This window comes from Paraburkholderia sp. OAS925 (assembly GCF_040543975.1).
Taxonomy (GTDB): Bacteria; Pseudomonadota; Gammaproteobacteria; order Burkholderiales; family Burkholderiaceae; genus Paraburkholderia; species Paraburkholderia graminis.
On the sequence record NZ_JBEUNO010000002.1, the window covers coordinates 624,244 to 637,970 of the forward strand.

General features: G+C 63.2%; 13 protein-coding genes. 6 read left to right on the forward strand and 7 right to left on the reverse strand.

Annotation, left to right across the window (positions count from 1 at the left end; genetic code table 11):
• Positions 1-43 precede the first annotated feature (43 nt).
• A complete protein-coding gene (locus ABIE53_RS21580) occupies positions 44-1,375 on the reverse strand; it encodes an MFS transporter (RefSeq protein ID WP_006047198.1) in 1,332 nt (443 codons plus the stop codon).
• A gap of 419 nt (positions 1,376-1,794) precedes the next feature.
• Between ABIE53_RS21580 and ABIE53_RS21585 the strand changes: the two genes are divergently transcribed.
• Positions 1,795-2,514: a FadR/GntR family transcriptional regulator gene (locus ABIE53_RS21585; RefSeq protein ID WP_006047199.1), complete on the forward strand. Its 720-nt coding sequence runs from the start codon at positions 1,795-1,797 to the stop codon at positions 2,512-2,514.
• A gap of 72 nt (positions 2,515-2,586) precedes the next feature.
• Here the strand turns inward: ABIE53_RS21585 and ABIE53_RS21590 are convergent, their stop codons facing one another.
• The 3 genes from ABIE53_RS21590 to ABIE53_RS21600 are packed head-to-tail and all read right to left on the reverse strand — an operon-like array spanning position 2,587 to position 5,595.
• On the reverse strand, positions 2,587-2,904 hold the full coding sequence (locus tag ABIE53_RS21590; RefSeq protein WP_192699632.1) for an AtuA-related protein: 318 nt from the start codon (positions 2,902-2,904) through the stop codon (positions 2,587-2,589).
• Position 2,905: 1 nt separating this feature from the next.
• Positions 2,906-4,264, reverse strand: coding sequence for an acyclic terpene utilization AtuA family protein (locus tag ABIE53_RS21595; protein ID WP_192699631.1), 1,359 nt, complete (start codon positions 4,262-4,264; stop codon positions 2,906-2,908).
• A gap of 26 nt (positions 4,265-4,290) precedes the next feature.
• A complete protein-coding gene (locus tag ABIE53_RS21600; protein ID WP_192699630.1) occupies positions 4,291-5,595 on the reverse strand; it encodes a CitMHS family transporter in 1,305 nt (434 codons plus the stop codon).
• 99 nt (positions 5,596-5,694) lie between these two features.
• On the opposite strand from ABIE53_RS21600, the gene ABIE53_RS21605 reads away from it, so the two are divergent.
• The 3 genes from ABIE53_RS21605 (at position 5,695) to ABIE53_RS21615 (ending at position 8,130) form a co-directional block, all read left to right on the forward strand.
• On the forward strand, positions 5,695-6,591 hold the full coding sequence (locus ABIE53_RS21605) for a LysR family transcriptional regulator (protein WP_006047204.1): 897 nt from the start codon (positions 5,695-5,697) through the stop codon (positions 6,589-6,591).
• A gap of 111 nt (positions 6,592-6,702) precedes the next feature.
• On the forward strand, positions 6,703-7,521 hold the full coding sequence (locus ABIE53_RS21610) for an alpha/beta fold hydrolase (protein ID WP_006047205.1): 819 nt from the start codon (positions 6,703-6,705) through the stop codon (positions 7,519-7,521).
• A 381-nt stretch (positions 7,522-7,902) separates the two neighbouring features.
• The gene (locus ABIE53_RS21615; protein WP_006047206.1) at positions 7,903-8,130 is read left to right on the forward strand and encodes a hypothetical protein; all 228 of its coding nucleotides are present in this window, start codon (positions 7,903-7,905) and stop codon (positions 8,128-8,130) included.
• Positions 8,131-8,294: 164 nt separating this feature from the next.
• Here the strand turns inward: ABIE53_RS21615 and ABIE53_RS21620 are convergent, their stop codons facing one another.
• The 3 genes from ABIE53_RS21620 to ABIE53_RS21630 form a co-directional block, all read right to left on the reverse strand.
• Positions 8,295-10,523 (reverse strand): NADP-dependent isocitrate dehydrogenase, encoded by a 2,229-nt coding sequence (locus ABIE53_RS21620; protein WP_114157766.1) that lies wholly within the window; start codon positions 10,521-10,523, stop codon positions 8,295-8,297.
• Between the two features lie 334 nt (positions 10,524-10,857).
• Positions 10,858-11,907 carry a TauD/TfdA family dioxygenase gene (locus tag ABIE53_RS21625; protein WP_006047208.1) on the reverse strand — a complete coding sequence of 350 codons (1,050 nt, stop codon included), beginning with the start codon at positions 11,905-11,907 and terminating at the stop codon, positions 10,858-10,860.
• 80 nt (positions 11,908-11,987) lie between these two features.
• The gene (locus tag ABIE53_RS21630) at positions 11,988-12,227 is read right to left on the reverse strand and encodes a hypothetical protein (RefSeq protein ID WP_157140579.1); all 240 of its coding nucleotides are present in this window, start codon (positions 12,225-12,227) and stop codon (positions 11,988-11,990) included.
• Between ABIE53_RS21630 and ABIE53_RS21635 the strand changes: the two genes are divergently transcribed.
• Positions 12,226-12,534 (forward strand): putative quinol monooxygenase, encoded by a 309-nt coding sequence (locus ABIE53_RS21635; protein ID WP_006047209.1) that lies wholly within the window; start codon positions 12,226-12,228, stop codon positions 12,532-12,534. The genes ABIE53_RS21630 and ABIE53_RS21635 overlap by 2 nt on opposite strands.
• Positions 12,531-13,694, forward strand: a complete 1,164-nt coding sequence (locus ABIE53_RS21640; RefSeq protein ID WP_192699629.1) for an iron-containing alcohol dehydrogenase — start codon at positions 12,531-12,533, stop codon at positions 13,692-13,694. The genes ABIE53_RS21635 and ABIE53_RS21640 overlap by 4 nt, the downstream gene beginning before the upstream one ends.
• Positions 13,695-13,727 lie beyond the last annotated feature (33 nt).

Here is a 13,727-nt window from a genome sequence, read left to right on the forward strand (position 1 = left end):
CAACTGGACCTGGTAAGTGAATGGGCCTGACGGTGACGAGCGGTCAGTGTGCGTTGCCTTGCAGCGGATCGCGCAAGGCGTTGCCGTCGCCGCGCCGGTTGCGCGCGAGGAACGCCGCCGCGGCTGCGATCAGCGACGCAACGCCGAGGCCATAAAGACCGCCGGTAATCGAACCGGTGTGCTGCTGCAAATAGCCGAAGGTGGCGGGCGCGAAGAAGCCGCCCAGATTGCCGATGGAATTGATCAACGCGATCACCGCGGCGGCGACGCGTGCATCCAGATAGCCTTGCGGAATGGGCCAGAACAGCGAGGCGGCCGCCTTGAAGCCGATCGCCGAAAAGCAGATTGCGACGAACGACAGAACCGGATTGCCCGACGTCGACGCGAACAGGCCGCACGCAGCGATCACGAGCGCGACGGCCAGCCATGCCTGCTGGAAACGCCACTTCGCCGAGAGCAACGCGAAGCAGTACATCGCGACCATCGCGATGAGCCAGGGAATCGCGTTGAGCATGCCGACTTCGAAATCGGACAGACCGCCGATCTTGCGGATGATGGTCGGCAGCCAGAACGTGGCCGCGTAAATCGTCAACTGGATCGCGAAGTAGAGCAGGCAGAACAGAACGATCTGCGGGTCCTTCAACAGCTTGACGGCCGGCAGATGCGCGCCGCCGTGCGCGACGCGCTCGGCCTGTTCAGCGGCGATCGCGCCTTCGAGCACGCGTTGCTCGTCGGCCGTGAGCCACGACGCGTCGCGAATGCGCGACTTCAGGAAGATCCAGCTCACCGCGCACAGCGCGATTGAGAAGCCGCCTTCGATCAGGAACATCCACTGCCAGCCGTGCAGGCCGAGTCCGCGAATCGACAGAAGGCTGCCGGTGATCGGACCGGACACCACCGACGCGATCGCCGAGCCGGACAGGAAAATCGCCACGGCCTTGCCGCGCTCTTTCTGCGGCAGCCACTGCGTGAAATAGAACACCACGCCGGGGAAGAAACCTGCCTCGGCCACGCCGAGCAGGAAGCGCAAGACATAGAACGAGGTTTCGTTGGAGACGAAGGCCATGCACGCCGCGACGACGCCCCACGTGCCCATGATGCGAGTGAGCCACGCGCGCGCGCCGTACTTCTGCATCAACACGTTTGACGGCACTTCGAACAGCGCATAGCCGATGAAGAAAAGGCCGCTGCCGAGGCCGTATGCCGCCGCGCCGATGCCGAGGTCGGTCTTCATGTGAGCGTTGACGAAGCCGATGTTCACGCGGTCGATATAGTTCGCGATGAACATGATCAGGAAAAGCGGCAACACGTGCCGCTTGACCTTCGAGACGGCGGACGCGAGAGGATCGAGTGCCGTGGTGAGAGCAGAGTTCAAGGGAGTCTCCGGTGTCGGCCGTCGGGCGGCCGTGGTCTGACGTCGCGTGCGGTTTGACGGGTCTGCCGAGGCCCAGTCAGGCCGCACGAGATATGTTGTCTGATGACAGTCTACAGCCGTTCGGAGTGGGTTTCCAATGTGGTGTTTACCCTGCGTTTCGCCGTGAGTACGCTTGGTTGCAGGGTCGGCTAGGGTGTGGTCCCAGCGGAAATGGCGGCCCTTTGGCAAAATAAGACGTCTGATGTCTCGTTGACTACCAGCCCGTCGAGAATTGCCCGGTCAATTCGCGCGCTTCATCCAACGCGTCATGGATTTTCGCGACAGACGCTATGATGGCTAATGTCCAGACGTCACCAGACGTCGCGCGCGCACGCGAGGCGCGCGTTTTCAGCCGATGATCAACCAGCCACAACACAGAAATGAGCAGCCTGACTGAGAAAGTGGTGGCCACCCTTTCCGATGAAATCCGTCGCGGCGTCCTGAGACCCGGCGACCGCATACCCACAGAAGTCGCGATGATGAAGCAGTTGTCGGTGAGCCGCTCCGTCGTCCGCGAAGCGATCTCGCGCCTGCAGGCGGCACGGGTGGTCGAAACGCGCCACGGCATCGGCACGTTTGTGCTCGCGCCCGCGGCCGAGAAAACCATGGAACTGCCCGCCGCCGATCTGTCGAGCATGCTCGACGTGATGGCGATCATCGAATTCCGTATCGATGTGGAAGCGGCGTCGGCCGCGCTCGCCGCAGCGCGGCGCACGGAGCAGAGCCTGAAGCAGATGCGCGCGGCGCTTCTGCGCTTCGAGTCGGAACTTGAGCGCGGCAGCACCGATACGCTCGCGCACGACGTGGAGTTTCATTTGCAGATTGCGCGCGCAAGCGGCAATCGTTATTTTTTCGACGTGTTGAGCCAGTTAGGAAGCGGAGTCAGTCCGCGCACGCGCCTCGGGTCAGCGGAGATCGCGAAGCTCGATCAGATCGAAACGCTGCGCAACGTGCTCAACGAGCATCAACTGATTTATCGCGCGATCGAACGTCAGGACCCCGACGACGCGCGCGCCGCCATGCGCATGCATCTGAGCAACAGCCGCGAACGGCTGCGCCGCGCGCATGAGTCGAGTGAGGCAGAGAGTAGGGGGCGGTGATGCGGCGAGGGCCGACCGTTTCGACTTACGGCAAGTTTGTGCAGCAAGCTGCTGCACAAACTTGCCGTGGTTTCATGTCGCAACCGGCGCCTCCACCTCCAGCCCCATCAACGCGGAACTCAGCGATTTGCCGTGCGCGTCGAGCGCCAGCGAACGCGTCACGCCGCCGCCGAGCGCATCGCCGAGCACAAAATTGAATGCGGCAATGGCGGGCAGTTCATAGCGCATCACATTGCCACGCACGACGTCGCCGAGATGCGCTTTCACGCGCTCCGGCGTCAGCGCAGCGCGCAAATGCTCGTAGTGCCGTGCGTCGTAACAGATGACCGAAATGTTCAGCGTGTTGCCCTTGTCGCCGGTTCGGGAATGAGCAAGCTCACGTAGTTTCATGTCACGCCTCCACCATCGTGAACGCCGGCTTCACCTGCTCGCGCGGCAACAGCACCGACTGAACGGCAACCACTTCACGCGCCGACTTCGTCACGCCGCCGCCGCCGGCCGGACCATTCGTGTACAGCGTTTCGACTTCATTGCCGATTCGCACGGCCTGCGCGAGCGATGCAGTGCGTCCGGTCACGCGCGCCCGCACTTCGTACGGCTCGCCGGAACCAGCCGCGAGCGTTTCACCGTGCAACGCATTCACGCCGATCAGATCGAAGCGCAATTCATGCGTCTGAACGCCGGTCAACGCAAGCCGCTCGCGCACGATGTCGAGCGCGAGGCGAGCACGCGCGAGCGCACCTGGACCCGCATACGAAATCTGCCCCTCGCCGATGAAACCGTCGAAATAAGCCACCGACACTTTCAACGTATCGGTGCGCGGCGCGCCGTTGCCGCCGCTCACGCGCACACGGTCGGGGCCTTCCTGCTCGATATGCACGGCCGAGAAGTCCGCGACCACGTCCGGTTGCAAATAGCGCCGCGGGTCGTGAATCTCGTATAGCAACTGCTCCTTGCAAGTCGCCTCGGTCACGCGTCCGCCCGCTTGCGCGAGCTTCGTGATGACCACGGCGCCGTCCGGCCCGACTTCGGCGATGGGAAAGCCGAGTCTCGCGAGCGCGGGCACGTCCTTGAAACCTGGGTCAGCGAAGTAGCCGCCGGTGATCTGGCCCGCGCATTCGAGCAGATGGCCGATCGCCGTCGCCTGCCCGAGCGTCGGCCAGTCGTCCATGCGCCAGCCGAATTCGTGGATCAGCGGCGCGACGAATAGCGATGGATCGGCCACGCGTCCGGTCAGAACGATCTGCGCGCCGGCCGCGAGCGCGTCGACGATCGCGCCAGCGCCGAGATAAGCGTTCGCCGAGACAAGCCGCGTGTCGTAGTCCGCGACGCGCTCGCCCGATTCCTCGAAGCGGTAGTCGCCGCTGCGCACGGCGTCGAGCACATCGTCGCCCGTGATCGCTGCAATCCTGAGGCCGCCGAGGCCGAGCGAGCGCGCGATTTCGGCCGTCTTGCGCGCCGCCGCGAGCGGATTGGCCGCGCCCATGTTCGAGACGATGCGCACGCCATTGCGCGACGCCGCGGGCAACACCGCGTGCATGCGCGTTTCGAGCAATGGGTCGTAGCCGAGTTCGGGATCTTTGCTGCGCGCCTGTTGCGCGATAGCGATGGTCCGTTCGGCGAGACATTCGAACACGAGGTAATCGAGCGCGCCGTGCTCCGCGAGTTCGACTGCGGGCTCGATGCGATCGCCCGAATAACCGGCGCCCGCGCCGATCCGGACAACACGTTCATGCTGAGTGACTGTCATGCTGCTCACACCTGTTTGCGTCAAGCTCACAATGAGAATATCCCCAGCGCAACGCACGCAATCGTCATCACGATGCTCGCGCCGAACAACAAGGGGAACGTGAATCGCTGATGGTCGGCGAGATCGATGCCGCACAAGCCGACGACCAGAAACGTCGCGGGCGTCAACGGGCTCACCGGGAAGCCGGTTGTCATCTGGCCGAGCAGCGCGGCCTGGCCGACCTGAACGGCGGGCACGCCGAGCTGCCCCGCCACTTCGGCGATGACCGGCAGGACCCCGAAGTAAAACGAGTCGGGATCGAACAGCATGCTAAGCGGCATCGACAGAAGGCCGAGCGCGACCGGGATGTGGCTTGCCATCGCGGGCGGAACAAAGCCGACCGCGGCTTGCGCCATTGCCTTCAACATGCCGCTGCCCTGCATGACGCCGGTGAACACGCCGGCCGCGAGCAGAATGCCGGCCATCATCAACGCGGCGCGCGCGTGTGCGTCGATCCGTTTGCGCTGCATGTCGACGTTCGGGTAGTTGACCATCAACGCGACGCACAGGCCGACCATGAACATGATGGCGGGCGGAATTTTTTCGCCCATCACGACCATCGTGCCCAATACGATGAGCGTCAGCATGATGTTGAACCAGAAGTTTTTCGGACGACGCAAGGCCTGCTCGTCGGCTGTCAATTCGCGCTTTGGCATCGGCACCGAACCGCTTGCGGCGGTGAGACCAAGCCGCTTTTCCTCGCGGCGTCCGAGCCAGAATGCGACGCCGAATACGAACACGAGGCCGATCGCCTGCACCGGAATCAGCGGATTGAACAGCGATGAGATGGGCAGATGCAATGAAGCGGACGCGCGGATCATCGGGCCGGTCCACGGCAGAAAGTTGATGCCCGCGGCCATCGACACCGCCGCGGCCAGCACGCGCCGGTCCATCTTCAGACGATCGTAAAGCGGCAGCATCGCCGGAATCGTGACGAGAAAACAGACCGCGCCGGAGCCGTCGAGATGAATCAGCAGCGCGAGCAGCGTCGTGCCCATCACAATGCGCGTCGGCCGCGTGCCGACCGCGCGCAGAATGCGGTCGATGATCGGGTCGAGCGTGCCCGCGTCGGTGATGGTGCCGAAATAGAGAATCGCGAACACGAACATGCCGACGACGGGCGCAAGGCCCTTCAGTCCGTCGATCACGAACTTGCTCGTTTGAAAACCGAATCCGCCGATCAGCGACGCGGCGATCGGCACGATGATGAGCGCCACCAGCGGCGACATGCGTTTCGACAGAATGGCGCCGAGCAGCACGACGATGGTGGCCAGCCCCAGGAATGGCAGCATGTGCTTGTCTCCGATGTTGTTTTTTACTGCAATCCAGCGTAATTTCCATGCAGCGATAAATCAATTGAAATGAATTGATCGCAGCAATTACGGGTTGATATGGATCTGAACCTCCGGGACATTCGCGCCTTTATCGCCGTCGCGCAAACGGGCAGCTTCACGCAGGCGGCCACGCGCCTGCATCTTTCGCAGCCGGCGCTGACGGTGCAAATCCGGCGGCTCGAGGAAACGCTGGGCTTGCGGCTTTTCGACCGCAACAGCCGCAAGGTGGCGCTGACGCCCACCGGCCGGGACGTGCTGCCGCTTCTGCAGAAGTCGCTGCACGACATGGAGCATGTGCTGATCGACGCGCGGGCGCTCGGCGACGGCGCGAGCGGCACCGTGCGTATCGCGTGCCTGCCGACGTTCGCGGCGAGCTCGCTGCCCGAGCTGGTGCAGGCGCTGAAGGAAGCCGTGCCGCGTGTGAGGTTTCAGGTGCGCGATGTCGTCGCGAGCATGGTCAATACGCTGGTGCGCAATGAGGAGGCTGACATTGGACTGACGGGCGGCGAACTCGACGACGCGAATCTCGAAGTGCTGCATGCGGGCATCGACAGGCTCGTGGTTGTTTGCCCGAAGCGGCACGCGCTCGCTAAACAGCGGCGCAAGATCACGCTCGCCGACCTTGCCGCGACGCCGCTCGTGCTGACCGCGCAAGGCACGAGCGTGCGGGCGGTTGTCGATAGCGCGTTTGCCAATGCGCGTTGCGTGCCGGAGATTGCCTGCGAGCCGACTTACATGATGAGCGCGGTCGCGATGGTTCGCGCGGGTCTCGGCGTGACGATACTGCCGGCGTCGGCGCGTGAAGTGCGAGCCGAGCCGGAACTGGTGGCGCGTCCCGTCGACGATCCCGCGTTCACGCGGCCCATTGCGCTCATCAAGAAGCGTGGCCGAACGTTGCCGCCTGTGACGGAAGCCTTCGTTGCGATGCTGATTGCGAAGCTTGACGCGAAGTGAAGCGCGGTCCGGCTAGCTAAATCTCGTAGGCTTGTTGCTTTGCGTGCCGCGATGCTGGCACGCTGGCGTATCCAGCCGCCAACCCAGTGCAAAAAACCGGAGACAGCCGCGATGACCTCGTCCGCCGACCCACACGACGACGCTCTCGAACATTTCGAGGCGCACGGCGCGCCGCCGCTGCCGGCGTCGAACGAGTCGGGCTGGATCGAGCACCAGGGCGCGCGCATCTGGTACGCGTCTCATGGCAAAGGCGCGCCGGTGATTCTGCTGCACGGCGGCCTGGGCCATAGCGGCAACTGGGGTTATCAGGTGCCGGCCCTGCTCGATGCAGGACACCGCGTGATCGTGATCGACAGCCGCGGTCATGGCCGCAGCACGCGCGATGCGCGGCCATACAAATATGAGCTGATGGCTTCCGACGTGCTCGCGGTCATGGACGCGCTGTCGGTCGAGCGAGCGGCAATCGTCGGCTGGAGCGACGGCGCTTGCGTGGCGATGGTGCTGGGCATGGCGGCGCCCGAGCGCGTCGCGGGCGTGTTCTTCTTCGGCTGCAATATGGATCCGAGCGGCACGAAGGAATTTGTGGCGACGCCGGTGATCGATCGGTGTTTTAGCCGTCATCGCCAGGACTATGCGCGGCTATCCGCTACGCCCGACAACTTCGATGCGTTCGTCGCGGCCGTCAGCGAAATGATGAGGACCGAGCCGAACCACGCCGCGCCTGATCTCGCTCGTATCCGCGTGCCGGTGCTTATCGTGCAGAGCGAACACGACGAGTTCATCAAGCCGGAGCACGCCGAATATCTCGCGCGCAGCATTCCCGGCGCGCAATTGCGCGTGCTGCCAGGCGTGAGTCACTTCGCGCCGCTGCAACGGCCCGTGCTGTTTAATGAAGTGATGCTCGGGTTCGTTGCGCGCGTGTGTTCGTGAAGTTTTCGCGAAGGCCGCGTTCACGACACATACCTGTCCGTATCGCGCAGGCCCCAAATTTCACGATGTGACACGCGCCCTTGCTTCGTAAAAAACCGTGGTGCGTGGCACAAATCCGCCATTTCGCAATGCCGCCCCGCGTTGCACATCGCGAAACAAAGCGCGTAAGTGGCTGTTTTTACGCTACATTTTTCCTTCGAACCAACCATCTAACTCCGGCTTGCGGCCCCGACTGCTGACGTAGACTCTTTTACAAGAGCACGCGGTTCATGCGGTGCAGTGAGTTGGATGGGACGAAACGCAATCTGACGACCCCTCGCACTCCCACCCATGACGCCGCCAACGCACCACGGTTTTTTATTGGCAATTGGGAGACGAAAAATGAAAGGCTTTCGCTTTGGATCGGCTCAGGGAGCGTTCTATATTCTGCCCGGCCACGACGGTTGGGAAGCAACCTACGGCAACGACAAGCTCGGCGAGTTCTCGAGCCCGCAACAGGCGGCCGACGATCTCGCGCGCGGCTTGACCTGCCCGCATCTGTCGGAAGTCGATACGTCGACGCTGGAAATTCCCGAGAAACTGAGCGACTGGGAAATCGTTCACGTTTGAGGGACCGCATGACGCGCGTCCACTTGGTGGAGCCAGAAACGACGATGGCGCTCGAGAGCGCCATCGTCTTGCTTACCGCCTACTTTTGGGCGTGCGTAGGTGCGTGCACCCGTGCTTTGGCGCGCGCGTCATTCCGCACGCCCGTCAGCACATCGCCCAACACATCACGCGATCGAGTCGACGATCTGGTTCAGCGTCGCGCTCGGACGCATGGCCTTGCTCGTCAGTTCGACGTTCGGACGGTAGTAACCGCCAATGTCCACCGGCTTGCCTTGCGCTGCACGCAGTTCGTCGAGAATCTTCGCTTCGTTGTCGGCCATTGCCTTCGCCACGCCGGCGAACTGAGCCTGCAACGCGGCGTCTTCGGTTTGCGCGGCCAATGCTTCGGCCCAGTACATCGCGAGATAGAAGTGGCTGCCGCGATTGTCGAGACCGCCAACCTTGCGCGCCGGCGACTTGTCGTTATCGAGGAACTTGCCGGTTGCCTGATCCAGCGTCTTGGCCAGAACCTGCGCCTTCGGGTTGTGATACGCGTTGCTCAGATGTTCGAGCGACGCCGCCAGCGCCAGGAATTCACCCAGCGAGTCCCAACGCAGGAAGCCTTCTTCGACCAGTTGCTGAACGTGCTTCGGCGCCGAACCGCCCGCGCCCGTTTCGAACATGCCGCCGCCAGCCATCAGCGGGACGATGGACAGCATCTTCGCGCTCGTGCCCAGTTCCATGATCGGGAACAGGTCGGTCAGGTAGTCGCGCAGCACGTTGCCGGTGACCGAGATCGTGTCCTTGCCCGCGCGGATGCGTTCCAGCGAGAACTTCGTTGCGTCGACCGGCGTCATGATGCGAATGTCGAGACCGTTCGTGTCGTGGTCTTTCAGATACTGCTCGACCTTCTTGATGATCTGCGCGTCGTGCGCACGAGCCGCGTCGAGCCAGAACACGGCCGGCGTGCTGGTAGCGCGCGCGCGGTTCACGGCGAGCTTGACCCAGTCCTGCACCGGGGCGTCCTTGGTCTGGCACATACGCCAGATGTCGCCCGCTTCCACCGCTTGCTCGATCAGCACCGCGCCGCTCGCGTCGGTCACGCGGACCACGCCATTAGCCGGAATCTGGAACGTCTTGTCGTGCGAGCCGTATTCTTCGGCGGCTTGCGCCATCAGGCCGACGTTCGGCACTGTGCCCATCGTGACCGGATCGAATGCGCCGTTCTTCTTGCAGTCTTCGATCACTGCCTGATACACGCCCGCATAGCAGCGGTCCGGAATCACGGCCTTGGCGTCGTGCAGCGCGCCGTCGGCACCCCACATCTTGCCCGACTCGCGAATCATGGCGGGCATGGATGCGTCGACGATCACGTCGCTCGGCACGTGCAGGCTCGTGATGCCCTTGTCCGAATTGACCATGGCCAGTTGCGGACGCTGTTCGTATTGAGCCTTGATGTCGGCTTCGATCTGCGCGGCGGTCTCAGCCGGCAGATCCTTGAGGCGCGCGTACAGGTCGCCGATACCGTTGTTCGGGTTGAAGCCGGCTTGCGCCAGCGCGTCGGCATGCTTGGCCAGCACGTCTTTGTAGAACACCGACACGACCTGGCCGAAGATGATCGGATCGGACACCTTCATCATGGTGGCCTTCAGGTGGACGGAGAACAGCACGCCCTTCGCCTTGGCGTCGTTGATTTCCGACTCGATGAAGCTGCGCAGCGCGTTCTTGCTGAGCACCGAAGCGTCGATGATCTCGCCCGCCTGCACCGGCGTCTTTTCCTTCAGGACCGTCTTCGTGCCGTCGGCGGCCGTCAGTTCGATCTTCACCGTGCCGGCCGCTGCGATCAGCGCCGACTTTTCGCTGCCGTAGAAGTCGCCGCCGCTCATGTGCGCCACATGCGACTTGGAGTCCGCGGACCACACGCCCATCTTGTGCGGATGCTTGCGTGCGTAGTTCTTGACCGACAGCGGCGCGCGGCGGTCCGAGTTGCCCTCGCGCAGCACCGGGTTCACCGCGCTGCCCTTGATCTTGTCGTAGCGTGCCTTGACGTCTTTTTCAGTGTCCGTCGTGGCGACGTCCGGATACGGCGGCAGCTTGTAGCCCTGGTCGCGCAATTCGGTGATCGCGGCCTTCAGTTGCGGCACCGAAGCGCTGATGTTCGGCAGCTTGACGATGTTCGCTTCAGGACGCGTGGTGAGTCCACCCAGCTCCGCCAGATCGTCGGAACCCTTTTGTTCCGCGGTCAGGTAGTCCGGAAATGCAGCGATGATCCGGCCAGCAAGCGAAATATCGCGCGTTTCAACGATCACGTCGGACGAGCGCGTGAACGCCTTGACGATCGGCAGCAGCGAATAAGTCGCCAGAGCAGGCGCTTCGTCGGTGAGGGTGTAGATGATCTTCGGCGGTGTGGACATGTTTGATGCTTTGCTAGGTGAAGTGAGAGACAGAGCGTGGGAAGCGCTGAGCCAGCGAGTTGCGACGAAGCAGCAAAACGCAGCGCGACCCGCGGCACTACTTTTTACGGCCCGACCGTGAGTATATGCGTGTTTTCGTCCGTCCGCTGCTAAACAAACAGGCCGAAGAACCGGGTCAAACTAGCCGGATGCCCGCCAGACAAGGGTTTCAACGATTTGCCCTAGGCCGAAAGACATATGTCTTATAGATGACTCAGCACCCACCCACTCGCGATTAATGAGAATCGCTCTCAACTATCGCCGCCCACCTCGCCTCGATGATGTAATCGGCCGCTTAACAGTCGGCGGAATGTCCGACCGCACCTTCAATCGCACCTTCGACCGCATCGCGCTCGCGGTAGCTCTGCGCCATCGCGACCACCACTTTGCGCGGTCCTTCGAACGGATCGCGCGCGTGCGCCGTCAGCATGTTGTCGAGCATCAGCACGTCGCCGGTCCGCCACGGAAACACGATGCGCTGTTCGTCCAGCACGCCGCGAATCTGCGCGAGGGCGTCCGCTTCGAGCGGCGCGCCGTCGCCGTAATAGACATTGCGCGGCACGTTCTCGATGCCGACGGAATCGATCAGCGCCTCCTGCATGTCTTCATCGAGCGACGAAAGGTGGAACAGGTTTGCCTGATTGAACCAGACGCGCTCGCCCGTGCGCGGATGCCGCGCGACCGCCTGGCAGCGCTCGCGCGTGCGCAGAAGCAGTTCGCCGTCTTCGCTGTTGCGCCATTCGCATTCAATGCCGCGAGCGCGGCACACGCGCTCCACCACGCGCGGATCGTCCGAGCCGAACGCTTGCTGCCACGGCAAGTCGAGCCCTTGTCCGAAGTTGCGCACGTAAAGCAGTTCGCGGCTCGCAAAGCGCGCGACGAGCGCCGGATCGAGTGCGCGGTAGATCGCGCGGCTATCCGCGATCGGCGTCGCGCCGCCGGAACGGGCGGCGAGCGCGCAGTGAAACCAGATGCGCAACGGCCATTCGCACGTGTACGATTGTTCGTTATGCAAAGGAATCGAACGATGCGGCGGATATTCCGTCGACGTGTACACCGCCCCCTCAACCTGGCTGCGCGGCGTGGACGCAAATTCATAACCGATCAGCGGATGCCCGAACGACGCCGCGAAAGCCTGAAACGCGTCGATCGATTCGACCCGGAAGCCGGTGAAGAGCACGCCGCCCGCGCGCTCGAGGTGTTCATCGACGATTGCATGCAGCAGCGGCGCCGCCTCGTGCAGCGACATAGTGGCGGCGCCCGCGCGCGGCGAAACGACGGCCGGCAGCCCCGGCTCGATGGAGAGATCCGCGAGCGAGGGCCGCGGCATCGAAAGCATGGTCATACGAGTCCTCTTGCAGAAGCGGCGCGCCGGCTGCATCCAGAGCCGCAGACGAGCAACTGCGCCGACGATACGATGACAATCTAACGCAAACGCGAATCATTCTCAATAAACATGTGAAATAAACTTAAACTCCAACACTCTCGGCTGAAGAGAATGCCGAACAGCGTCGACTTCGCGGCCGAGCTGCCTAGCGGCGGATTCGAATCTGGTACAACTGAGAACTGCGCGGCGCTTTCGCCGCCTGCCCAAACTACCGTAGCGAGCGGATGCCGCGCGCTGCCGACAAAAAGACCCACTACGTTCTTGCTGGAGTAAGTCATGGCTAATGCCTACCTGCAGGTGATCGCGCATTTCTTCGCCAAGCCCGGCCACGGCGATGCGATCGTCAAGCATCTCGCCGAACTCGCCGAGGCGACCCGCGCCGAGCCGAAGAATCTCTACTACGAATTTTTCCGCTCGCCGCTCGAGCCCGATCATTTTGTGATCCTCGAACAGTACAGCGACGCGAACGGCCTCGCCGAGCATCGCGAGACCGAACATTTTCAGCGTCTTGGCTTCGGCACGATCATTCCGTTGCTCGAGCGGCGCGAGGTGTCCAGCCACATGGTGCCGGGAGACGCAGCATGACGAACGCATTCCGTTTTCAAACGGTGCCGACGCTCGTCGTCGAATTCGGCGCGGCGCGACGGCTGGGCGCTTTGTTGCGCGCGCAATTTCCCACGCTTCAGTCTGTGTGCGTGGTGACCGACGGCTTTCTGCACAAGAGCGGCCTGCTGAAGCCCGCACTCGCGGACCTCGCGGCGCATGGCTGGAATGCGACCGTGATCGACGACGTCATCGCCGATCCGCCCGAACATATCGTGCTCGAAGCGACAGCGCGGGCGCGCAGCGCCGGTGCCGAGATCGTGCTCGGGCTGGGCGGCGGCTCGTCGATGGACGTGGCCAAGCTCATCGCCGTGCTCGCGCCACAGCAGGAGCAGCCGCTCAGCGACATGTATGGCGTGAACAAGGTCACGGTATCGCGCTTGCCGCTCGTGCAGATGCCGACGACCGCGGGGACCGGCTCGGAAGTCACGGCTGTGTCGATCGTGACCATCGGCGAGGCGAAGAAGATGGGCGTGGTTGCCCCGCAGTTGATCGCGGACCTCGCCATTCTCGACGCCGAACTCACGCTCGGGCTTCCGGTGGCGGCAACGGCCGCGACGGGCATCGACGCGATGGTTCACGCGATCGAAGCCTATACGTCCGCGCATTTGAAGAACCCCATCTCGGACATGCTCGCGATCAAAGCGCTGGACCTGCTGTCGCGCAACCTGCTGCCCGCCTGCGAAGACGGCAGCAATCGCGGCGCGCGCGAGGCGATGCTGCTCGGCGCGACCTTCGCCGGACAGGCGTTTGCGAACTCGCCGGTGGCCGCCGTGCATGCGCTCGCGTATCCGATCGGCGGCATTTATCACGTGCCGCACGGGCTTTCCAACGCGCTCGTGTTGCCGCATGTTTTGCGCTTCAACGCTGAATCGGCGGCGACGCTTTATGCCGAACTCGCGGATGTCGTTGTGCCGGGCGTAACGGGCAGCGCTGAAACCAAGACGAATGCGCTGATCGAAAAGCTCGAACAGATGATCGCCGCCACGGCGATTCCGGCCCGATTGCGCGATGTCGGCATCGAGCGCGAAGGCCTTCCGCGGATGGCCAGCGACGCCATGTTGCAAACGCGCCTGCTCGTGAATAATCCGCGGCCGGTCGCTGAAGAAGATGCGCTGGCGATTTATACGGCTGCGTTTTGAGGTTGCGTTGGGCTTCGCGGTTTGGCTGTGGGT

Coding starts and splice junctions, on each gene's coding strand:
- ABIE53_RS21605 (WP_006047204.1), top strand. CDS start 5,695: ATGGATCTGAACCTCCGGGACATTCGCGCCTTTATCGCCGTCGCGCAA.
- ABIE53_RS21600 (WP_192699630.1), bottom strand. CDS start 5,595: ATGCTGCCATTCCTGGGGCTGGCCACCATCGTCGTGCTGCTCGGCGCC.
- ABIE53_RS21630 (WP_157140579.1), bottom strand. CDS start 12,227: ATGACTTACTCCAGCAAGAACGTAGTGGGTCTTTTTGTCGGCAGCGCG.
- ABIE53_RS21595 (WP_192699631.1), bottom strand. CDS start 4,264: ATGACAGTCACTCAGCATGAACGTGTTGTCCGGATCGGCGCGGGCGCC.
- ABIE53_RS21585 (WP_006047199.1), top strand. CDS start 1,795: ATGAGCAGCCTGACTGAGAAAGTGGTGGCCACCCTTTCCGATGAAATC.
- ABIE53_RS21635 (WP_006047209.1), top strand. CDS start 12,226: ATGGCTAATGCCTACCTGCAGGTGATCGCGCATTTCTTCGCCAAGCCC.
- ABIE53_RS21620 (WP_114157766.1), bottom strand. CDS start 10,523: ATGTCCACACCGCCGAAGATCATCTACACCCTCACCGACGAAGCGCCT.
- ABIE53_RS21590 (WP_192699632.1), bottom strand. CDS start 2,904: ATGAAACTACGTGAGCTTGCTCATTCCCGAACCGGCGACAAGGGCAAC.
- ABIE53_RS21615 (WP_006047206.1), top strand. CDS start 7,903: ATGAAAGGCTTTCGCTTTGGATCGGCTCAGGGAGCGTTCTATATTCTG.
- ABIE53_RS21640 (WP_192699629.1), top strand. CDS start 12,531: ATGACGAACGCATTCCGTTTTCAAACGGTGCCGACGCTCGTCGTCGAA.
- ABIE53_RS21625 (WP_006047208.1), bottom strand. CDS start 11,907: ATGACCATGCTTTCGATGCCGCGGCCCTCGCTCGCGGATCTCTCCATC.
- ABIE53_RS21610 (WP_006047205.1), top strand. CDS start 6,703: ATGACCTCGTCCGCCGACCCACACGACGACGCTCTCGAACATTTCGAG.